The sequence below is a fragment of the Streptomyces rugosispiralis genome (assembly GCF_024505145.1).
Lineage (GTDB): Bacteria > Actinomycetota > Actinomycetes > Streptomycetales > Streptomycetaceae > Streptomyces > Streptomyces rugosispiralis.
In genome coordinates this window covers 1-21,482 of sequence record NZ_JANIAA010000050.1, presented here as the reverse complement: position 1 = coordinate 21,482, position 21,482 = coordinate 1, and the positions used below count along the sequence as shown (strand labels likewise).

The 21,482-nt window shown below is 71.5% G+C and carries 15 protein-coding genes; 13 read left to right on the top strand and 2 right to left on the bottom strand.

Annotated elements, in window-relative coordinates:
- Window positions 1–45 precede the first annotated feature (45 nt).
- The 10 genes from eccD (at window position 46) to NP777_RS41425 (ending at window position 16,444) form a co-directional block, all read left to right on the top strand.
- Window positions 46–1,503 (top strand): type VII secretion integral membrane protein EccD, encoded by a 1,458-nt coding sequence (gene eccD, locus NP777_RS41470; RefSeq protein ID WP_256655354.1) that lies wholly within the window; start codon window positions 46–48, stop codon window positions 1,501–1,503.
- Between the two features lie 66 nt (window positions 1,504–1,569).
- On the top strand, window positions 1,570–4,080 hold the full coding sequence (locus NP777_RS41465; RefSeq protein ID WP_256655353.1) for an outer membrane protein assembly factor BamB family protein: 2,511 nt from the start codon (window positions 1,570–1,572) through the stop codon (window positions 4,078–4,080).
- Window positions 4,081–4,103: 23 nt separating this feature from the next.
- Entirely contained in the window at window positions 4,104–6,233 is a 2,130-nt protein-coding gene (locus NP777_RS41460; RefSeq protein ID WP_256655352.1) for an outer membrane protein assembly factor BamB family protein, read from the top strand.
- A gap of 11 nt (window positions 6,234–6,244) precedes the next feature.
- Window positions 6,245–8,437 carry a protein kinase domain-containing protein gene (locus NP777_RS41455; RefSeq protein ID WP_256655351.1) on the top strand — a complete coding sequence of 731 codons (2,193 nt, stop codon included), beginning with the start codon at window positions 6,245–6,247 and terminating at the stop codon, window positions 8,435–8,437.
- Window positions 8,438–8,506: 69 nt separating this feature from the next.
- The gene (locus tag NP777_RS41450) at window positions 8,507–10,561 is read left to right on the top strand and encodes a protein kinase domain-containing protein (RefSeq protein WP_256655350.1); all 2,055 of its coding nucleotides are present in this window, start codon (window positions 8,507–8,509) and stop codon (window positions 10,559–10,561) included.
- A 209-nt stretch (window positions 10,562–10,770) separates the two neighbouring features.
- Window positions 10,771–11,058, top strand: coding sequence for a 30S ribosomal protein S15 (gene rpsO, locus NP777_RS41445; RefSeq protein ID WP_020868053.1), 288 nt, complete (start codon window positions 10,771–10,773; stop codon window positions 11,056–11,058).
- A 404-nt stretch (window positions 11,059–11,462) separates the two neighbouring features.
- Entirely contained in the window at window positions 11,463–13,736 is a 2,274-nt protein-coding gene (locus NP777_RS41440) for a polyribonucleotide nucleotidyltransferase (RefSeq protein WP_256655349.1), read from the top strand.
- Complete coding sequence (locus NP777_RS41435; protein WP_256655348.1) at window positions 13,733–15,112, top strand: M16 family metallopeptidase; 1,380 nt, start codon at window positions 13,733–13,735, stop codon at window positions 15,110–15,112. The genes NP777_RS41440 and NP777_RS41435 overlap by 4 nt, the downstream gene beginning before the upstream one ends.
- A gap of 107 nt (window positions 15,113–15,219) precedes the next feature.
- Window positions 15,220–15,972, top strand: a complete 753-nt coding sequence (dapB, locus tag NP777_RS41430) for a 4-hydroxy-tetrahydrodipicolinate reductase (RefSeq protein ID WP_256655347.1) — start codon at window positions 15,220–15,222, stop codon at window positions 15,970–15,972.
- 10 nt (window positions 15,973–15,982) lie between these two features.
- The gene (locus NP777_RS41425) at window positions 15,983–16,444 is read left to right on the top strand and encodes a tetratricopeptide repeat protein (RefSeq protein WP_020868049.1); all 462 of its coding nucleotides are present in this window, start codon (window positions 15,983–15,985) and stop codon (window positions 16,442–16,444) included.
- Window positions 16,445–16,537: 93 nt separating this feature from the next.
- Here NP777_RS41425 and NP777_RS41420 read toward each other — a convergent pair whose 3' ends face one another.
- Entirely contained in the window at window positions 16,538–17,089 is a 552-nt protein-coding gene (locus NP777_RS41420) for a hypothetical protein (protein WP_256655346.1), read from the bottom strand.
- Between the two features lie 65 nt (window positions 17,090–17,154).
- Window positions 17,155–17,397, bottom strand: a complete 243-nt coding sequence (locus tag NP777_RS41415) for a hypothetical protein (RefSeq protein ID WP_216345251.1) — start codon at window positions 17,395–17,397, stop codon at window positions 17,155–17,157.
- A gap of 178 nt (window positions 17,398–17,575) precedes the next feature.
- Here NP777_RS41415 and thyX point away from each other — a divergent pair, with 178 nt between their 5' ends.
- The 3 genes from thyX to NP777_RS41400 all read left to right on the top strand — a co-directional run bounded on the left by thyX (window position 17,576) and on the right by NP777_RS41400 (window position 21,232).
- The gene (gene thyX / locus NP777_RS41410) at window positions 17,576–18,316 is read left to right on the top strand and encodes an FAD-dependent thymidylate synthase (protein ID WP_256655345.1); all 741 of its coding nucleotides are present in this window, start codon (window positions 17,576–17,578) and stop codon (window positions 18,314–18,316) included.
- Window positions 18,317–18,522: 206 nt separating this feature from the next.
- Window positions 18,523–19,422 carry a 4-hydroxy-tetrahydrodipicolinate synthase gene (gene dapA / locus NP777_RS41405; RefSeq protein ID WP_256655344.1) on the top strand — a complete coding sequence of 300 codons (900 nt, stop codon included), beginning with the start codon at window positions 18,523–18,525 and terminating at the stop codon, window positions 19,420–19,422.
- Between the two features lie 124 nt (window positions 19,423–19,546).
- Entirely contained in the window at window positions 19,547–21,232 is a 1,686-nt protein-coding gene (locus NP777_RS41400; protein ID WP_256655343.1) for a ribonuclease J, read from the top strand.
- The last annotated feature ends 250 nt before the right edge of the window (window positions 21,233–21,482 follow it).

The window sequence follows — 21,482 nt, the reverse complement described above, 5'->3', positions numbered from 1 at the left end:
GCATGACACCGGCGATGTCGCAGACCGAACCAGGGGGCCCTACACGTGAGTACGTCCGCAACAACCGGTTTCTGCAGGGTGACCGTCGTCGCGCCCGACAGCCGGATCGATGTCGCCCTCCCGGAGGACATCCCTGTCGCCGACGTTTACCCGGAGATCCTGCGCCTGACGGGGCAGACGCAGCCGGCCGGCGCTCCCACCGGCTACCACCTGGTGCGACGTGACGGCACCGTGCTGGACAGCGGCCGCTCCCTCCTGGCCCAGCAGGTTCTGGACGGGGAACTGCTGGCCCTGCGGCCCTTCGCCGAGTCGCTGCCCCCCGCCGTCTACGACGATGTGTCCGATGCGATCGCCTCCGCGGTCACACGCGACCGCACGCTGTGGAACGACCGGTTCCTGCGTGCCGCCGGGCTGCTCGGCGGGGCGCTGCTGCTGATCCTCATGGGCTTCGTGCTCTGGTTCGCCGATCCGGTCAAGCACGACATGCACGGCCTGCCGGGGATCATCGCCGCCGCCGTCGGCGTGTTGCTGACCGCCCTCGCCGGGGTGCGGGCGCGGGTGTACGAGGACCGCGCCTCCGCCATCGCCCTCGGCCTGTCCGCCCTTCCCCACCTCATGATCGCTGGATCGGGGATCCTGGCCCTGGACGCGGGGGAGGGCGTCGGACGGCTCCAGTTCCTGCTCGGCTGCGTCACCGTGCTCGTCGGCTCGGCCGTCCTGGTCGTCGTCATGCCCAGCGGCGACGCTCCCTTCGTCGCCGCCGTGTTCGCGGCGAGCGTCGGGACCCTCGCCACCTTCTGCGAGATCGTCACCGATACCGGGGCCACCGAGACGGCCGCCGTGTGCGCCGTCGTCGCGATCGGAGTGATCGCCTTCCTGCCGGGTCTGTCGGCCCGAGTCGCCCGTCTGCCCATCGGATACGCCGCGCCCCACTCCTCGGCCGATGAGCTCGACGCCGGTCCGGACGCCGAGCCCCTCGACATCCACCGCATCGCCGCCCAGACCCGGCGCGGCCACGAGATGCTGCTGGGCATGGTGGGCGGCTGCTCGGCCGTCGTCGTCGGTGCCGCCGCGGTCCTCGGCTTCTCCGATGGCGCGTGGCCGCAGCTCCTCGCGCTCGCGGCCGGTCTGGCGATGCTGCTGCGCGCCCGCCTCTTCCGCTACACCGCCCAGGTCGCCGCCGTCTTCGGCGCGGGTCTGCTCGCCCTCGCCCTGCTCGTCCTGGGCCTGTCGCTGAACCCGCCGGCCGACGCGGTCATCAAGCTCCTGACCGAGAACGACCGCGGACCGCTGGACATCCGTACGATCTGGCTCGCCGCGGCCGTGACCATGGGGGCCGGCTTGATCATCGCCGTCGCGCTGATCATTCCCAAGAACGGTTTGTCGCCCTTCTGGGGACGGCTGTCCGACCTGGCCGAGAGCGCCTTCCTGCTCGCCCTGGTGCCCCTGTGCCTCGCGGTGCTGGACGTCTACAGCTCGGCACGGAGCCTGACCAGTGGCTGAGGGCCAGGCCCTTCCTCCGGGAGAGCCGTCCTCCATACGGCTGCCCGGGGAGTTCGGGAGGCGCGGGTGGAACCGCTGAGCGGGGACGACCCGCGGCGGCTCGGGCCGTATCACATCGTCGCCAGGCTGGCTCCCGGTGAGGAAGACCCGGCGGCCGCCCGCCTCTTACTCGCTCGCAGTGCCGGTGGGGTCCGTACGGTGCTCATCAGCACTCCGTCCGCCGAGCTCGCCGACGACGCGGCGTACCGCAGCCGCTTTCTGACGGAGGCGGAGAGCGCCCGACGGCTCGGCGGCGCTTGGCCGCTTGCCCGGCTCGCCCCCGTCGAGATCTCCGACAGCGCGCCCGAACCCCCGTGGAGTGCGTTTCCGTACCGCCCGATGCTGCCGCTGCCGGGTGTGCTGCGGATGTGTGGAGGGCCGCTTCCGGTCCGGACCGTACGTGCGCTGGGAGCGGCACTGGCCGAGACATTGGCGAAGATCCACGAGGCGGGCCTCACCCACGCGGGGATCGCACCCGGGAACGTGTTCGTGGCGGGTGACGGGCCCTGGCTGGGAGGTTTCGGCGCGGTACGGGCAGCGGGACCCGACGGGCAGGGTCGAGTGGGGCTCTCCGGACTGGCCGCCGACGCCCTGCCCCCGGAGCAGGCCGCGGGCGGGCGCCCGCGGCCGCTGGGGGACGTCTACGCGCTGGGCGCGGTGCTGGCGTACGCGGCGACCGGGCGGCGGCTGCCCGCCGCGGGCGATCTGCCGGAGGAGCTGAGGAGCGTCGTGCTCCCGTGTCTCGCTCCGGACCCGGCGGAGCGGCCGACGGCGGTGGCACTGGTGGACGGGCTGACCCGGGGTATGCGGTTCCCGCTGTCGGCGAGTCTGACGGCGGCACCCTCGGGGCCCACGCCGACGGTGCTCGACAGTGGGTCCGCGGGACCGCCCGCGGCGATGTCTGCCGGTGGGCCCGGTTCGACCGCGGTGGACGGGGGTCTCGGCAGGGCGGCGGCGCTGCTGAGTCCCGGCTGGCTGCCGGCACCGGTGGTCGTCGCGCTGGCCGAGCAGTCCGCGGCGACGCTGGCGGCGGAGGTCGAGCCGGAAGCCGGGCCGGAAGCCGGGCCGGAAGTCGGGCCGGAAGTCGGGCCGGAAGTCGGGCCGGTGGAAGCGGAGGCGGTGGTGGGCGCGCCGCTTGAGGACGGCGCGCCGGTGAAGCTGAGGGAGGGCACGCCGATCCCGGGAGAGGCATCCGGCGCGCCCCAACCCGGCGCCGTGCGCCGGGGAGACCCGCCCGGCGCCCCGCACGCGCCGACCCGCCTGCCGGGCGGTGCGACCCTCGCCGGGAGTCCGCCTCGGCAGGACGCCGTACGCCCCTCCAGGCGAGCCCTGCTCAGCGGGGCGGCCTCTGGTGCGGCCGGTCTCGCGCTCGGCGGCGGTGCGATGTGGATGGCGACCGCCGAGGACGACCCTCCGCCCACCCCGGCCGAGCGCCTGGCAGCGGCCAACCACTCCCGTCGTCGGCTCACCGGCGCTCCGCCCACACCGTTGTGGCGCCATGACGTCGCCGGTGGGCCACCGGCACACCCTCCGCTCATCTGGTCGGACAAGGTCGCCGTCGTCGCGAACGACGCGGCCGTCACCGGAATCGACCTCCGTACGGGCAAGCGCCTCTGGACGCAGGACGACGTCCGCCCCAGGGGACGGCTTCTGGCCATCGGCAAGGATTCGATCCTGGTCCCGGGCGACGGGCTCGCCGCGCTGTCCGCCGAAACCGGCGACATCCAGTGGTGGCCGAGGAGCTTCCGGCCGGGCGGACGCACCCCGTACGCCGCCCTGCTGGCGGCGGAAGGTGGGACCGTCTGGCTCGCCGCGGGCCGCCGGGGGACCGGCGCGGCCGACGACGGTCTCGTGATCGCCTACGACCTCGCCGGGCGGGAAGAGCTCTGGCGCGGCCCGCTGCCCGACGGCTTCGACGAGGGGTATCTGACGAAGGACACCCTCGTCGTGCGGGGCGAGATGTTCCTGGCCTTCGACCGGGAACGGGGGACGCGGCGGTGGCGGCGGTCCTATGAGGGCGTGACCGCCGGACGGCCGGTGACCACCGACGGCCGTGACACCCTCATCGCCGCTGTCACCAACACCCTGCGCGGATACGGCCTGGCGGACGGCGGCGGCTCCGCGTGGAGCGTCAAGGCCAAGGGCGAGGCCGGATCCGGGCACACCGCCGACTTCGGCGCTCCGGTCGTGCACGGCGACGTCGTGTACGCCACCGACGGAGGCTACGCGGTCCACGCGCTGTCGACGGTCACGGGAGAGGTGCGATGGCAGCGCACCTACGCCTTCGCGATGAAGCCGCTGTCCGGAGCGCGCACACCCGACACGGCCGTGGATCCGTCCGGGCGCACGGTGCTGATGGCGAATGACGTGGAGGTCGACGCCTTCGACGCCGGGGACGGCGCCCTGCGGTGGCGCTTCATGGACCTCGGTGCCGCGGCGGACAAGGGGTCCGTCGCATCGCGGCGGCGGATGGCCGTGACGGACGGCCTGGCCGTCGTCACCAGCGGGAGAAGCGTCTACGCCTTGCCGTTGAGCTGAGCCACGGCTGTCCGGAGGAGCGAATGGAACCGCAGCGACCGGCCGAACCGACACGGCTCGGCCCGTACCGCGTCATCGGCACGCTGGACGCCGGTGGGCACGCCGACGACGCGCGCCGCCGTATCGCCAGGGACGACCGCACCGGCCGCGCGGCCGTGCTGATGCTGCCGCACGAAACCCTCGCCGACGACCCCGGATACCGGGTGCGGTTCCGGTCGGAGGGCGAGAACTCCCGTCGCCTGACCGGGGGTTGGGCGGCCCCCGTGATCGACGTCGCCGGGCCGGACGCGGATCTCCCCTGGGTCGCCTACGCCTGCTTCCCCGCCCTGCCGCTTCCCGCGGCGCTGGCCGCGTACGACGGTCCGCTGCCCGAACCCACGGTGCGCGCACTCGGTGCGGTCCTCGCGCACGCCCTCGCGAACTGGCATGCGGGTGGCCTCGTACACGCCGGGATCTCGCCGCAGGCCACACTGCTCATGACGGACGGGCCCCGGCTGACCGGGTACGGACTGGCGCGAGCGGCGGCGCTGAACGGCCCGGACCAAGGGGCGTCGCCCGGGGTCGATGCCTGCTCCCTGCCGCCGGAGCAGCGAGCGGGTGAACGCCCCAGCCCGGCGGGAGATGTCTACGCGCTGGGCGCCGTGCTCTGCTACGCCGCGACGGGCCGCCGGGACGTGGCCGAGGGGATGCGCGCGGCACTGCCGGATGGGCTGAGAGAGCTGCTCGCGGTCTGTCTCGCCCAGGATCCCGGGCAGCGGCCCCGGCCGGGCACGGTAGCCCGGGAACTCCGGGCGGCATCGGCCCCCGAAGCCGTCGGCCGTCTGCCCGACGCCGTGGCGACCGCCCTTGCCCGGCAGGCCGCGGCCTATCCGCCGCGGGCTCCCATGTCCGCCCACGCGCTCACCGAGGAGGCGGCTGCCACCCCACCGCAGGTTCGCTCCCGGCGCGCCGTGGTCGTCGGTGGCCTCTCCGGAGCGGTCGGCCTCGTGCTCGGAGCGGGCGGAGCGGCCGGCTGGCGGGCGGTCGGCGAGGGGACGGGATCGGGGGAGACGTCCGCTCGGCGCGGGATCGCGCCCGCTCCGCTGTGGCGCCACGACCTCGGGAGCGAGCCACAGCAGACACCGCTGCTCTGGCGTGGCAAAACCGCCCTTGTCTGGACCGCCGACTCCGTGACCGCGCTCAATCTCCGGACCGGCAAGAAGATCTGGTCGCGCGACAAGCTCTATCCCATGTCCGCCCTCACCCTGCTCGGCAACGGCACCTTCGTCTCCCCGGACACCTCGGCCTTCTCCGTGGTCTCACTCGCCACGGGCCGCATCAAGGGGGTGGAGCGGCGGTACGACGGAGTGGAGGGCCCGGCGATCTACCAATTCCTCGCGGCCGACAAGGACATCTGCTGGTTCCTGACCAGGAAGTACGCGAGTGGGGGCACGGGGACCGAGGACCACGCGGTGGTCTGCTACGACTCCGTGCGGCGCAAGGAGATATGGCGTGCGCCGCTCCCCGCTCCGTATCGGGGAGACGGCAACACCACCGCGCTTCTGCTCGGCTCCAGGCTCCTGCTGCCGAGCCAAGGGGACGAGGACGACGGCGAGCGCACCTCCTCGTATCTGGCCCTCGACCGCCGCAGCGGCCGGAAGCTGTGGACGCGAGAATTCGCCGAGATGAAGGACGAGAGCGCCGAGCGGCGTCTGGTGGCTCCGGGAGGTCTCCTGGTCTCCTGCGACGAGCACATGCTGAGGGGGTATCACCTCGCCGACGGTAAGGCGCGCTGGCGGGTCGCGACCAGGGGAAGGGTGTCCGGCACTCCGGCCGCTCATGGGCAGGCGGTGTACGCCACCGATTCCCGCGCCACCACCTATGCCGTCGATGTGCGCACCGGCAGCACGCGTTGGCGGCGCCGCAGTGCCGTCCCCCTGGAGTCCTCGTGGACGAGGGGCGAGACCGCGGTCAGCCACTCGGGCGCCACGGTCCTCCAGGTGACCGACGCGGAGATCGAGGCCCTGGACGCGGCGGACGGCTCGCCGCGATGGCGGTCGGCGCTCGCCGGGAAGGGCCAACGAGCCGCCGTGCCGGGCCAGGTCGTCGGCGTCGCGCCCGGAATCGTCCTCGTCCTGAACGGCACCATCCTCTACGCCCTGCCAGTGGACTGATACGGATACCGATGGTCTCTCCCCTCACCCACGACGATCCGCGAGCCCTCGGTTCGTACACCCTTCTCGCCCGGCTCGGCGGGGGCGGAATGGGCACGGTCTATCTGGGCCGCTCGCCCAAGGGACGGATGGTCGCCCTGAAGACCGTGCACACGCACTACGCCGAGCAGGCCGAATTCCGCACCCGGTTCCGGCTGGAGACCGACGCGGCACGCGTCATCGGCGGACAGTACGGCGCACAGGTCGTCGACGCCGATCCGCTGGCTCCAACGCCCTGGCTGGCCACCGAATACGTCCTCGGCCCGCCGCTCGACGACGCGGTCGCCCTCGCCGGGCCGCTGCCCGAGCAGGCCGTACGGGCGCTGGGAGCCGGCCTGTGCGACGCGCTCGCCCAGCTGCACAGGTCCGATGTGGTCCACCGCGACCTCAAGCCCTCCAACGTCCTGCTGACCGCGCTCGGCCCCAAGGTCATCGACTTCGGCATCGCCCGCGCGGTGGGCGACGACCGGCTCACCCGTACGGGCGCGGCGGCCGGAACGCCCGCCTATATGTCGCCGGAACAGGTCTCCGGTGGTGAACACACCGCCGCTGGCGATGTGTTCGCCCTCGCCGGAGTGCTCGTCTTCGCGGCCACCGGCCGCCCGCCCTTCGGCGGCGGACAGCCCGCGGATCTGCTCTACCGGGTGCGGTACACCGACCCCGACCTGTCCGGGCTGCCGGGGGGATTGCGCACCGTACTGGAGCCGTGCTTCGCCAAGGATCCCCGGCAGCGGCCCGGCACCCTGGAGCTGGGAGAGCGGCTTCGTACGGGCGCCCATCACGCGGGTGACCTCCGGCGGTTCGCGGACCAGTTGCCGGATGTGGTCCTCGCCGATATCGCCCGGCGCTGCACGGTCGTATGGGAGGCCCCGCCCAGCAGGCTCCCGGCTCCCCGGGAGCCGGAGCACCGCACCGAAACCGCTTGGCCGCGCCGGGTGGGAGCAGCGCTCTCCCGGCGGAAGCTGATCGCGGCAGTGGGCGGCGGCGCGCTCGTCGCCGGTGGGGCGGCCGGGGCGTGGGCCTGGCTCGGCCCCGAGGAATCCAGCGGCGGTACGGACGCGGCGCCCCGCTCCACCCGCCGCCCTGCCGGTGTGGGTCCGCGTCTGGTGTGGAAGGTGTCCGTCCCCGGGGCGACCACGGACCTCGAGACCCTGATCGTCGGCGACCATGTCGTCATCGTCCACGACAACGGGTTCCTGTGCGTGGACGCGGAGACCGGTGAGAAGCGCGGGGAGAGCGACCGGACCCTCCCCGTCGTCGTCGACGGGGACCGGCTCCTCGCCTGTGAGGCGGACGACGAGAGCGGCGCCACCGCGATCGCTCCCGTCGACCTCGAGACGGGCAATCTCAAGACCCCGATCGCTCGCTCCCGCTCCTTGGGCCTCGAACCGAAACTCCTCGCCGTGATGGACGGCACCTTGTTCTCCGAGGCATACGCCAAGGGCGGCGAGCAGCGTCTGGCCGTCAACCTGCGTACGGGGAAGCGGCTCTGGGCCCGTGCCATCGCCGCGGGTACCAGCGACCCCGTCGCCGCGGCATCCGCCGGTGCGACACTCCTGCGCTTCTCGGGGGAGGAGGCCATCGCCATCGACCCCCACCGCGGGGCCCAGCGCTGGTCGAAGCGGATTCCGCTCGGATCCGACGCGGTGATCTCCCTGGACAGGGCCTTCGCCGCCGCCGACGAGCATGTGTTCACCGGTGGCCGGGAGCTCATCGCGCTGCGCACCACCGACGGCGCGACCGCATGGCGGTTCGGCGCGGAGCGCACAACCGGGGAGAGCTACGACCCGCGGATGGAGCACTACGGCCCGCCGGTCGTCAAGGACGGTGTGGTCTACAGCGTCGAGCGGAGGAGCGGCCTCGTCGCGCTGGACGCGAAGAGCGGGCGGCTGCTGTGGCAGGAGAAGGGGGCGGCCCACCAGGCGGCCTCCTCCGAAGCCTATGAATCCACTCCGGTCGTCGGCGAGAAGTACTTCTACGCCTCACCGGAGAAGGATCGCTGGGCCAGGGCCGTCGACCTCCGCACCCATCGCACGGCGTGGACCTTCCAGGGGCCCTCCGGTGACAAGGACGGCATGTCCGCCTCCGTGATGCGGGCACACCGCCACGCGGGCCTGGTCGTCATCACCAATGGCAAGACCGTGTGCGCCATCCCGCTGGAATGACCCGGCGCCTGGCCCGCACCGCCGCCTCGCCGCCCCGATCAACCCCTCATCGACCAGGAGACCTCTCCCATGAAACCCCTTGGCACCGGCGATCCGCTGCGCCTGGGCCCGTACCGCCTCATCGGCGTTCTGGGCGCGGGCGGCATGGGCCAGGTCTACCTGGGGCGGGATTCCGAGGGCCGGATCGCGGCGATCAAGGTACTGCGGCCCGAGGTGGCCCATGACCCCCATATGGCCCAGCGTTTCGTGCGCGAGGCGCACGCGGCCCAGGCCGTGCGGGGCGACGGGGTGGCGCGGGTGCTCGCGGCGCGGACCGAGGGCGGGCGGCCGTGGATCGCCACGGAGTTCCTCGCCGGGCCCACGCTCGACCAGGCCGTGGAGCGGTACGGGGCCCTGGAGGAGCCCGCCGTAAGGGCGTTGGGAGCGGCGCTCGTCCGTACGCTCCACGACATCCACGGTGCCGGGCTGGTCCACCGCGACCTCAAACCGTCCAACATCGTGCTCACCTCCCGCGGCCCCAGGGTCATCGACTTCGGGATCGCCCGGCCCGAGCACGGGCTGACGCTGACCACCACCGGGCAGACCGTCGCCACCCCCGGCTACGCCCCGCCCGAGCAGGTCCTGGGGCAGCGGACCGGCCCAGCGGGCGATGTGTTCTCCCTCGGAGTCGTCCTCGCCTACGCGGCGGGCGGGCGGCCGGTCTACGAGGGCGGCCATGTGGCCGCCGTGCAGTACCAGGTGGTGCACGGCGAGCCGGAGTTGGGCGCGGTGCCGGGGGCGCTGCGGTCCCTGGTCGAGCCCTGTCTGGCCAAGGACGCCGGGGCCCGGCCCGGGCTTGACCGGATCGGTCAGGCGCTGGCGCCGCCCCGGGGCGCGGACCGGGTCTGGAGGAGCGGACCGCTCGCGCAGGACATCGCGCGGCGCGAGGCGGACGCCCGGCGCATGGCCGCCCTGCCCGGCGACCGTACGGGCCCCTCCCGGCGGCGGCTCATCGGCACGCTCGCCGCGGGCGGCGCAGTGCTCGCGGCGGGTGGCGGAGGCGTCGCGTGGTGGCTGCTGCGCGGCGACGAGGAGGCCGGCGGGCGGCCCTGGGAGGCCGAGCCGCTGTCGCGCTATGACGAAGGAACGGCGCCACAGCCGCTGTGGGGTCCGGTCCGCGTCGCCGAGGGCTCCGGCACCGATCTGCCCGCTCCGCTGCCCGTCCACGACCTCGTGGTCGTCGCGACCCCCAGCGGCGCGCTGCGCGGGTACGACGTGCGGAACGGGAAGCGGCGGTGGACCTCCGAGCCCACGGCCGCCACCACCGCCCGGGTGCTCGCCGAGTCCGACGACGTCATCCTTACCGCCGACGCCAAGGGGGCCCTGCTCGGGCTGGGCACCAAGGACGGCAGGAAGCGGTGGTCGGTGCCGGGTGCCGACGCGGCGGTGCTGCTGGGCGCCGACGAGAGCGCGGCCTACCTGGCCACCCGCGGCGGTCGGATACGCGCCGTGGACCTCACCTCGCACCGCACGCTGTGGACCGTCCCGGCGCCCGTGGCCACATCCGCCAGGGCACCCGCGCGGGCAGCGGTCGCCGACGGCCGTCTGGTGATCCACGGATCGAACGGCGGCGTGGCCGCCCTCGACACCCGTACGGGCGGGACCGCCTGGGGCCCCCGCGAGCAGGGGTCCCCCGCGGCCCTCGCCCCCGCCGTCGCGGACGGCGTCGTCTACCTCGGCGGGAAGAGCCTGAGAGCCCTTGCCCTGGCGAGCGGCGAGCAGAAGTGGGCCCATGCCGGTCAGGGCGGGACCGGCTGGACCGCACCGGCCGTGCGGAAGGGCGTGGTGTACGCCGTGGACGGCACCGACCTCTCGGCGCGGCGGGCGGGGGACGGGGCGGAGATGTGGACGCTGCCGTTCGCGTCCGACGACCACCCCCTTGACGCTCCCGTCGCCGAGGGTGGCAGTGTGTGGGCGGCCCTCGACGAGCGCGGGGACCAGGGCGTGGTGGCGGTCGACGTCCGCAGCGGAAGCGCCGCCTGGCCGTACGCCCCGGGGGCCGAGGGAGGCTGGCGGCTCGCGGCGGCCGGGAACCGGGTGTTCGCTCTGCAGTCCGGCACCCTCACCGCGATGCCGGTCTTCTAGCCCCGCTCACACCCCCACCGGGGCACCCACGACCCCGGCGGCCTCCGACGCTGGTACCCTGTGTGCTGGCCGTTTGCGTACGCGTCCCCGGAGGCTTCCGAGTCTCGGGAGACAGCGCCCAGCGGACCCCGCCTCCCGAGTCACGGAAGATCCCCTGAGACAACGACCAGGGGCACTCGGCGGCTGATGACGAAAGCAAGGAGTACCGAGTGTCGCTCGACGCCGCTACCAAGAAGCAGATCATGACCGAGTTCGCCACCAAGGAGGGCGACACCGGCTCCCCCGAGGTCCAGGTCGCGCTGCTCACGCGCCGCATCTCCGACCTCACCGAGCACCTCAAGACCCACAAGCACGACCACCACTCCCGCCGGGGTCTGCTGCTCCTGGTCGGCCAGCGCCGCCGCCTGCTGCAGTACCTGGCGAAGAAGGACATCACGCGCTTCCGTGCGCTGGTCGAGCGCCTGGGCATCCGCCGGGGTGCGGCGGGCGCAAAGTAGGACGCCGAGGAGGGAGCGGTTCCCGCGACGGGGGCCGCTCCCTTTGCCATAGGTGGCGCCGTACGGTTTCAGCCAAAGGTCGGCCGACCGTGACCCGTACGGTCTTCACGCCGGTGCGTAGTGTCATCGCTACGTACCGTAGGGGACGGACAGTACAGCCGTCGTGATGACGGCCGAAGCTTTGTAGTCTGGTCCCAACAACGCCATAACGAACGAGGAGGAGCGCCTCATTCCCGCCGCACCGGCGCCACAGGAGCCGGTCCTCGGTAGTGGCTCCCGGAACTGGCAATTCCGGTGGCTTCGATCGAAGACCGGCCCGGCCGCCGGCCAGTAAGGCCCGGGGCGCTGCTCCACCACCGTCCACCGTCACACGGACGAGGGACGCAGAAGAGGAGATTTCCCTGGTGGAGAACGAGACCCACTACGCCGAAGCGGTCATCGACAACGGCACCTTCGGCACCCGCACCATCCGTTTCGAGACGGGCCGCCTGGCCCGTCAGGCCGCCGGTTCGGCCGTGGCCTACCTGGACGACGACACCATGGTGCTGTCGGCCACCACCGTTTCCAAGAACCCCAAGGACCAGCTCGACTTCTTCCCGCTGACGGTCGACGTCGAGGAGCGGATGTACGCGGCGGGGCGCATCCCCGGCTCGTTCTTCCGCCGTGAGGGCCGCCCCTCCGAGGACGCGATCCTCACCTGCCGTCTGATCGACCGCCCGCTGCGTCCGTCCTTCAAGAAGGGCCTGCGCAACGAGATCCAGGTCGTCGAGACGGTCATGGCGCTCAACCCCGACCACCTCTACGACGTGGTCGCGATCAACGCCGCCTCCTGCTCCACCCAGCTCGCCGGACTGCCCTTCTCGGGCCCCATCGGTGGCACCCGCGTCGCCCTGATCAAGGGCCAGTGGGTGGCCTTCCCGACCCACTCCGAGCTGGAGGAGGCCGTCTTCGACATGGTCGTCGCCGGCCGGGCGCTCGAGGACGGCGATGTCGCGATCATGATGGTCGAGGCCGAGGCCACCGACAAGACCATCCAGCTGGTCAAGGACGGTGCCGAGGCTCCCACCGAGGAGATCGTCGCCGCTGGCCTGGAGGCGTCGAAGCCCTTCATCAAGGTCCTGTGCAAGGCGCAGGCCGACCTCGCCGCCAAGGCCGCCAAGCCGACCGCCGAGTTCCCGATCTTCCTCGACTACCAGGACGACGTCCTGGAGGCGCTCACCGCCGCCGTCCGCGACGAGCTGGCCCAGGCGCTGACCATCGCGGGCAAGCAGGAGCGCGAGACCGAGCTGGACCGCGTCAAGGGCGTGGCCGCCGAGAAGCTGCTGCCGCAGTTCGAGGGGCGCGAGAAGGAGATCTCCGCCGCGTACCGCGCGCTGACCAAGACCGTGGTGCGCGAGCGCGTCATCAAGGAGAAGAAGCGCATCGACGGCCGCGGCGTCACGGACATCCGTACGCTCGCCGCCGAGGTCGAGGCGATTCCGCGGGTCCACGGCTCGGCGCTGTTCGAGCGCGGCGAGACCCAGATCCTGGGCGTCACCACGCTGAACATGCTCCGTATGGAGCAGCAGCTGGACACCCTCGCGCCCGAGACCCGCAAGCGCTACATGCACAACTACAACTTCCCGCCGTACTCCACCGGTGAGACCGGCCGCGTCGGCTCCCCCAAGCGCCGCGAGATCGGCCACGGCGCCCTGGCCGAGCGGGCGCTGCTGCCGGTGCTGCCGACGCGCGAGGAGTTCCCGTACGCCATCCGCCAGGTCTCCGAGGCGCTCGGCTCCAACGGCTCGACCTCCATGGGGTCGGTCTGTGCCTCGACGATGTCGCTGCTCAACGCCGGTGTGCCGCTGAAGGCCCCGGTCGCGGGCATCGCCATGGGCCTGATCTCCCAGGAGATCGACGGCGAGACCCACTACGTCACCCTCACCGACATCCTCGGTGCGGAGGACGCGTTCGGCGACATGGACTTCAAGGTCGCCGGCACCAAGCAGTTCGTCACCGCGCTGCAGCTGGACACCAAGCTGGACGGCATTCCGGCGTCCGTGCTGGCCGCGGCCCTCAAGCAGGCCCGCGACGCCCGGCTGCACATCCTCGATGTGATGAACGAGGCCATCGACGTCCCGGACGAGATGTCCCCCAACGCGCCGCGGATCATCACCGTGAAGATCCCGGTCGACAAGATCGGTGAGGTCATCGGCCCCAAGGGCAAGATGATCAACCAGATCCAGGAGGACACCGGCGCCGACATCACCATCGAGGACGACGGCACCATCTACATCGGTGCCGCCGACGGCCCGGCCGCCGAGGCCGCCCGCGCGACCATCAACGGCATCGCCAACCCGACCATGCCGGAGGTCGGCGAGCGCTACCTGGGCACGGTCGTGAAGACCACCACCTTCGGTGCGTTCGTCTCCCTGCTCCCGGGCAAGGACGGCCTGCTGCACATCTCGCAGATCCGCAAGCTCGCCGGTGGCAAGCGCGTGGAGAACGTCGAGGACGTGCTGAAGGTCGGCGCCAAGGTCCAGGTCGAGATCGCCGAGATCGACCAGCGCGGCAAGCTCTCCCTCATCCCCGTCATCGAGGACGAGGAGGGCGCCGAGGCGGACGAGGCGAAGGCCGAGGCCAAGCCCCAGACGAAGGACGCTGCGTCCGACAGCGGCTCCGCCGCGGGCGCCAAGTGACGTCCCGCGATTCCGTGACGACGGCCCGCACCTCCTCGGAGGCGCGGGCCGTCGCCCGTACCCAAACGCTTCTCGAGGGCGAGAACGGCATCGGCACGGTCCGCAGGACGACCCTCCCCGGGGGCCTGCGCGTCGTCACCGAGACCCTCCCCTCCGTGCGCTCGGCCACCTTCGGCATCTGGGCGCACGTCGGCTCGCGCGACGAGACCCGTACGCTCGGCGGAGCCACCCACTATCTGGAGCATCTGCTCTTCAAGGGCACCCGGCGGCGCTCCGCGCTGGACATCTCCGCGGCCATCGACGCGGTCGGCGGCGAGATGAACGCCTTCACCGCCAAGGAGTACACCTGCTACTACGCGCGGGTGCTCGACACCGATCTGCCGCTGGCCATCGACGTCGTCTGCGACATGCTGACCGGCTCGGTGATCAACGCGGCGGACGTGGACGCGGAGCGCGGTGTCGTCCTCGAAGAGATCGCGATGACCGAGGACGACCCGGGCGACTGCGTGCACGACCTGTTCGCCCACACCATGCTCGGCGACACCCCGCTCGGCCGCCCGGTCCTGGGCACCGTCGACTCCGTCAACGCCCTGGGCCGCGACCAGATCGCCCGCTTCTACCGGAAGCACTACGACCCCACCCACCTGGTCGTCGCCGCCGCGGGCAACGTGGACCACGACGACGTCGTACGCCAGGTGCACGCCGCGTTCGACAGGGCGGGCGCCCTGTCCCGCACCGACGCGGCCCCGGTCGCCCCGCGCGCCGGCACCCGTGCGATCCGTACGGCGGGCAAGGTCGGGCTGCTGAACCGCAAGACCGAGCAGGCCCATGTCGTCCTCGGCATGCCCGGCATCCCGCGCACCGACGACCGCCGCTGGGCGCTCGGGGTGCTCAACACCGCGCTCGGCGGCGGGATGAGCTCCCGGCTCTTCCAGGAGGTCCGGGAGAAGCGCGGCCTCGCCTACAGCGTCTACTCCTACACCTCAAGCTTCGCCGACTGCGGGCTCTTCGGCGTCTACGCCGGCTGCCGCCCGAACCAGGTGCACGACGTTCTCAAGATCTGCCGCGACGAGCTCGTCCAGGTCGCCGAGAACGGCCTGAGCGACGAGGAGCTGCGGCGCGCGGTCGGCCAGCTCTCCGGCTCCACCGTGCTGGGCCTGGAGGACACCGGCGCGCTGATGAACCGGATCGGCAAGAGCGAGCTGTGCTGGGGCGAGCAGATGTCGGTGGACGACATGCTCGAGCGGATCGCGGCGGTCACCCCGGACGAGGTGCGCGAGGTGGCGCGCGATGTACTGGGACGGCGTCCTTCGCTGTCCGTCATCGGCCCGCTGAAGGACAAGCAGGCGGCGCGTCTCGACGAGGCCGTCGCCTAGCCCGTCGGCCGGGCCGGTCCGTACGTCGGTTCAGTCCGTCGCTCGGCTCAGTCCGTACGCCGGTCAAGTCCGTGCCAGAGCCTCCCGGATCGAAGGAAACAGGATCGATGAGCAAGCTGCGTGTGGCCGTCCTCGGCGCCAAGGGCCGGATCGGCTCCGAGGCCGTACGAGCCGTGGAGGCCGCCGAGGACCTGGAGCTGGTCGCCGCGCTGGGGCGGGGCGACAAGCCCGAGACCCTGGTCGAGGCGGGCGCCGAGGTGGCGGTCGAGCTGACCGAACCGGCCTCGGTGATGGACAACCTCGAGTTCTGCGTCCGCCATGGCATCCATGGCGTCGTCGGCACCACCGGCTGGACGGACGAGCGCCTGACGCGGCTGCGCGGCTGGCTCGACGCCTCGCCGGCCACCGGTGTGCTCATCGCGCCGAACTTCTCCATCGGTGCCGTGCTGACCATGCGGTTCGCCCGCCAGGCCGCCAGGTTCTTCGAATCGGTCGAGGTCATCGAGCTGCACCACCCCAACAAGGTGGACGCCCCCTCCGGCACCGCCGCGCGCACCGCGCAGCTGATCGCCGAGGCCCGGCGGGAGGCCGGCTGCGCCCCGCAGCCGGACGCCACCGCCACGGCGCTCGACGGGGCGCGGGGCGCGGACGTGGACGGGGTGCCGGTGCACTCGGTGCGGCTGCGCGGGCTCCTGGCCCATCAGGAGGTCCTGCTGGGCGGCGAGGGCGAGACGCTCACCCTCCGCCATGACTCCACCCACCACAGCAGCTTCATGCCCGGCATCCTGCTCGGCGTTCGCCGCGTGGTGACCACCCCCGGCCTGACCTTCGGCCTGGAACACTTCCTCGATCTGGACTGAGGGCACAGCGGTGCGCGCAAAGATCACATATTTCGTTCTCGCGGCCGTCCTGGTCGTCTACTTCGTGCTGGTCGGCGACCGCGGGGTGCTGCTGATCCGGGAGGGCACCCCGGTCACGGTCGTCTTCGGCGTGGCGGTGCTGGTGATGCCCCTCATCGGCGCCTGGTTCCTGTGGCAGACCACGCAGTTCGCGCGGAGCGCGGACCGGCTGGCCCGGGAACTGGAGGCGGAGGGCGGGCTCCCGGTCGACGAGCTGGTACGGACGCCCGGCGGGCGGATCGACCGGGACTCGGCGGACGCCGTCTTCGCCAAGCGCCGGGCCGAGACCGAGCAGTCGCCGGACGACTGGCGGTCCTGGTTCCGGCTCGCCGTGGCGTACCACGACGCCCGGGACACCGCGCGTGCCCGTAAGGCGATGCAGCGCGCCATCGCCCTGCACGACGGCAAACCGGTGCGGGCGGCCGGCGGCTGACCCCGGCCGCCCGCGGCGGTACGGATGAGGGGGCCGGGCGGTGTCCCTCCGCAGCCGTACGGCTCAGCGGTGGGCAGCGTCCCAGCGGGCGGCTCAGCTGTGGCTGGCGGCCCAGTTCTCGATCGCGTCGGCGGCCCTCTCGAAGCTCTCCGCCTGGCCCAGGAAGTCGGCGTCATGGCTGGTGATCAGGGTTTCCGGCGCTCCACCGCGCACCGGCTGGAGCAGCAGCGCCTGCCCCTGGACGGTGCGCGGCAGGCCCAGCCACCGGACCGGCTGCTGGACCGTGCGTATCGCGGCGATGTCCTGCCGGCGCACGGTGGTGCTGCGCAGGAAGCCGTTCCGGCGCAGCCCCTGGGAGCTCACCACCACACCGCTGCGTACCAGCCTTACGGCTGTCACGATCATCAGCGCCGCGAAACCGACGCAGACCCCGGCCGCGGACACCGATCCCGCCATCGCGATGATCATGGCGGAGAACAGCACGTACGAGGCGAGCAGCAGCAGAACAGCGGCGCCCCCGACCCTCCAGGGCCCCGGCCGGTAGGGACGGCGCCAGCGGTCCGGGTCCTCGTAGCCGAGCGGGTCCGCTCCGGCCGCCGCGTCGTTGTCACGGGCGCGGTCGGCGGTCAGGAAGGGCAGGGGCACGGGAGTTCCTCACTCACACACATGTCCGGATGGGCCTGTGCTGGGTGAGGCTATCCCAGGGCCGGTCAGCGTCCGTCGGACGCCTCTGGCTGCTGGATCTGGTGGGTGGGGTGCGACTGGCTGTCGAGGGCGGGCATCCCGAACATCAACGAGCCGATGAACCCCGCGACGATCGTGAGCCCGATCAAGGTCCGTCCGGCGATCTGGGACGGTGTGGCGCGGGGGCGGGGTGGTGGAGTGACATTGCTGCGGAATCGGTCGGCTTCGGCGACGAAGGCGAACGGCACGGGCTCTCGCCGGCGGAACATCTGCGGGCTCTCCTTGGAACCTCGAACGTGAGTACTTCATTGTGTAGGACGTGTGAATGAGCGATTGGGTGCCCGGATCCGACGACTTAAGTCAAAAATTTCTGCTGAGCGGGGCTGTCGGTGGTGCCCCGTAAGCTGGGCGCCGCCCTGAGCGACGCACCATGGAAGGACCCGCCCGGTGACCGAGATCCCCGCCGAGATCGAGAAGGCCAGTTTCCGCAGCGATGTGACCGTCGAGCTGGTCAAGCACAGCGCTGCCGACTCCGATGTGTTGTGGGCCGCGCGGGTGTCCACCGCGGGTGAGCAGTCCCTCGAGGAGATCACCAAGGACCCGGAGCGCTCCAAGGGCCTGATCAACTTCCTGATGCGGGACCGCCATGGCAGCCCGTTCGAGCACAACTCGATGACCTTCTTCATCAGCGCCCCGATCTTCGTCTTCCGCGAGTTCATGCGGCACCGCGTGGGCTGGTCGTACAACGAGGAGTCCGGTCGCTACCGCCGTCTGGAGCCGGTGTTCTACGTGCCGGGGGAGGCCCGCAAGCTGGTCCAGCAGGGCCGCCCGGGGAAGTACGAGTTCGTCGAGGGCACCCCGGCGCAGCACGAGCTGACCGGCCGGGTCATGGAGGACGCGTACCGTCACGCCTACGAGGCGTACCAGGAGATGCTGGCCGCCGGAGTGGCCCGCGAGGTGGCCAGGGCCGTGCTCCCGGTCGGCCTGTTCTCCTCGATGTACGCCACCTGCAACGCCCGCTCGCTGATGCACTTTCTGGGGCTGCGCACCCAGCACGAGCAGGCCGCGGTGGCCTCGTTCCCGCAGCGGGAGATCGAGATGGTGGGGGAGCGGATGGAGGCGCACTGGGCGGGGCTGATGCCGCTCACCCACGCCGCCTTCAACGCCAACGGCCGAGTGGCTCCGTAGCCGCCCCCATGGCCCGGGGCCCGCGCCTCGGACGGATCATCGGGTGAAGTGTCCGTATTGCGGCGTTTCGAGAAGTTCATCTAGGCTGAACAAACGGGCCCGGCACTGCTTGAACCCCCGAGCAGGCAGTGCCGGGTCCCATCTCTTCGCACCGTCCGCCGCCCCGAGCGAGCGCCGCGGGTCGCGCTACGAGTAGCGTGGAGCCCATGGCACCGACATCCACATCGCAGACCCCTTTCGGGCGGGTGCTGACCGCCATGGTCACGCCATTCACCACTGACGGCGCGCTCGACCTCGACGGCGCCCAGCGACTCGCTGCTCATCTGGTGGACGCCGGCAATGACGGACTGATCGTCAACGGCACCACCGGCGAGTCCCCCACCACCAGCGATGCGGAGAAAGCCCAGCTCGTACGTGCCGTGGTGGAGGCGGTCGGCGACCGCGCCCACGTCGTTGCCGGAGCGGGCACCAATGACACCCGGCACAGCGTGGAACTCGCCCGCGCCGCCGAGCAGGCCGGTGCCCACGGGCTGCTGGCCGTCACGCCGTACTACAGCAAGCCGCCGCAGGAGGGCCTCCTGCGGCACTTCACCGCCATCGCCGACGCCACCGGCCTGCCGGTCATGCTCTACGACATCCCGGGCCGCAGCGGTGTCCCGATCGGCACCGAGACCATCGTCCGGCTCGCCGAGCACCCGCGCATCGTCGCCAACAAGGACGCCAAGGGCGACCTCGGACGCGCCAGCTGGGCCATCGCCCGCTCCCGCCTCGCCTGGTACTCCGGCGACGACATGCTGAACCTGCCGCTGCTGTCGGTCGGCGCGGTCGGCTTCGTCTCCGTGGTCGGCCATCTGGTCAGCCCCGAGCTGCGGTCCATGCTCGAGGCCCATCTCGCGGGCGACGTCGCGAAGGCAACGGAGATCCACCAGAAGCTGCTGCCGGTCTTCACCGGCATGTTCCGCACCCAGGGTGTGATCACGACCAAGGCCGCGCTCGCCCTCCAGGGCCAGCCCGCGGGGCCGCTGCGCCTGCCGTTGGTCGAACTGACCGCCGAGGAAACCGAACAGCTCAAGCGCGATCTCGCCGCCGGCGGGGTACAGCTCTAAGCAAAGAGGCGATTGCTCGCACCTTCATACTTCACAACTGCATACAGACACATCAGCAAGTGCACGAATGTCACGCGCGCCATGTGCCCAGGGGGCATGTGGCGTGCGTGGTGAGGAGAGTCTTTTGAGTCATCCGCATCCAGAGCTCGGCCCTCCGCCGAAGCTCCCCGAGGGCGGTCTGCGCGTCACCCCGCTCGGCGGCCTCGGTGAGATCGGCCGGAACATGACGGTCTTCGAGTACGGCGGCCGGCTGCTGATCGTCGACTGCGGGGTGCTCTTCCCCGAGGAGGAGCAGCCCGGAGTCGACCTGATCCTGCCGGACTTCACATCCATCCGGGACCGTCTCGACGACATCGACGGCATCGTCCTCACTCATGGCCATGAGGACCATATCGGCGGCGTCCCCTTCCTGCTCCGCGAGAAGCCCGACATCCCGCTGATCGGCTCCAAGCTGACGCTCGCCCTGATCGAGGCGAAGCTCCAGGAGCACCGGATCCGTCCGTACACCCTCGAGGTCGAGGAGGGGCACCGCGAGCGGATCGGCCCCTTCGAGTGCGAGTTCGTCGCGGTCAACCACTCCATCCCGGACGCCCTCGCGGTCGCCATCCGCACCCCGGCCGGCATGGCCGTGCACACCGGCGACTTCAAGATGGACCAGCTGCCGCTCGACGGCCGGCTCACGGATCTGCCCGCGTTCGCCAAGCTCGGCGAGGAGGGCATCGATCTGCTCCTGGTGGACTCCACCAACGCCGAGGTCCCCGGGTTCGTACCGCCGGAGCGCGATATCTCCGGTGTGCTGCGCCAGGTCTTCGGCAACGCGCAGAAGCGCATCATCGTCGCCAGCTTCGCCAGCCATGTGCACCGCATCCAGCAGATCCTCGACGCGGCGCATGAGTACGGGCGCAAGGTCGCCTTCGTCGGCCGCTCGATGGTCCGCAACATGGGCATCGCCCGTGACCTCGGCTATCTGCGGGTGCCGGGCGGTCTCGTGGTGGATGTGAAGACCCTCGACGACCTCCGGGACGACGAGGTGGTGCTGGTCTGCACGGGTTCCCAGGGCGAGCCGATGGCCGCGCTGTCCCGGATGGCCAACCGCGATCACCAGATCCGGATCGTCGAGGGCGACACGGTGATCCTGGCCTCCTCGCTGATCCCCGGCAATGAGAACGCGGTCTACCGCGTCATCAACGGACTGACGCGATGGGGCGCCACGGTCGTCCACAAGGGGAACGCCAAGGTCCATGTCTCCGGCCATGCCTCGGCCGGCGAGCTGCTGTACTTCTACAACATCTGCAAGCCCAAGAACCTGATGCCGGTCCATGGCGAGTGGCGCCATCTGCGTGCCAACGCCGAACTGGGCGCGTTGACCGGGGTTCCGAAGAACCGTTGCGTCATCGCCGAGGACGGTGTCGTGGTGGACCTGGTCGACGGCATCGCCAAGATCGTCGGCAAGGTGCAGGCGGGATACGTGTACGTGGACGGCCTCTCGGTCGGCGATGTCACGGAGACCTCGCTCAAGGACCGGCGCATCCTCGGTGAGGAGGGCATCATCTCGATCTTCGTGGTCGTCGACAGTACGACCGGCAAGATCGTGGGCGGTCCGCATATCCAGGCCAGGGGCTCCGGTATCGAGGACTCCGCCTTCTCCGCGGTCATCCCGAAGATCGAGGACGCCCTGGCCAAGTCGGCCTCCGACGGGGTCGTGGACCCGCACCAGCTCCAGCAACTGGCACGGCGCGCGATCGGCAAGTGGGTCTCCGACAGCTACCGCCGTCGTCCGATGATCCTTCCCGTGGTCGTCGAGGTCTGACGTCACCCCTGACACCCCCTCAGCACCACACCGGCGCTGAACACCCGGCGGGGCTCCTCGATTTGCATCGAGGAGCCCCGCTCCAGTACGTTTACGGCTCCGCCAGAGGGGAACCCGGAGCACTCAACGGTCTTCGGAGGAGCCCACCGGCGGGGGTGGAAATCGACTCGGAGAAATTCTGATAAAGTCGGTGAAGCCGAAAGGCAAGGCCCTCCAACGGCCACCGGAAACGGAATTCGGATCGGAAACG

Bases quoted from the DNA above. Each gene is read 5' to 3' on its own strand.
- NP777_RS41450 (WP_256655350.1), top strand. From the start codon at position 8,507: ATGAAACCCCTTGGCACCGGCGATCCGCTGCGCCTGGGCCCGTACCGC.
- dapB (WP_256655347.1), top strand. From the start codon at position 15,220: ATGAGCAAGCTGCGTGTGGCCGTCCTCGGCGCCAAGGGCCGGATCGGC.
- NP777_RS41415 (WP_216345251.1), bottom strand. From the start codon at position 17,397: ATGTTCCGCCGGCGAGAGCCCGTGCCGTTCGCCTTCGTCGCCGAAGCC.
- NP777_RS41460 (WP_256655352.1), top strand. From the start codon at position 4,104: ATGGAACCGCAGCGACCGGCCGAACCGACACGGCTCGGCCCGTACCGC.
- dapA (WP_256655344.1), top strand. From the start codon at position 18,523: ATGGCACCGACATCCACATCGCAGACCCCTTTCGGGCGGGTGCTGACC.
- NP777_RS41455 (WP_256655351.1), top strand. From the start codon at position 6,245: ATGGTCTCTCCCCTCACCCACGACGATCCGCGAGCCCTCGGTTCGTAC.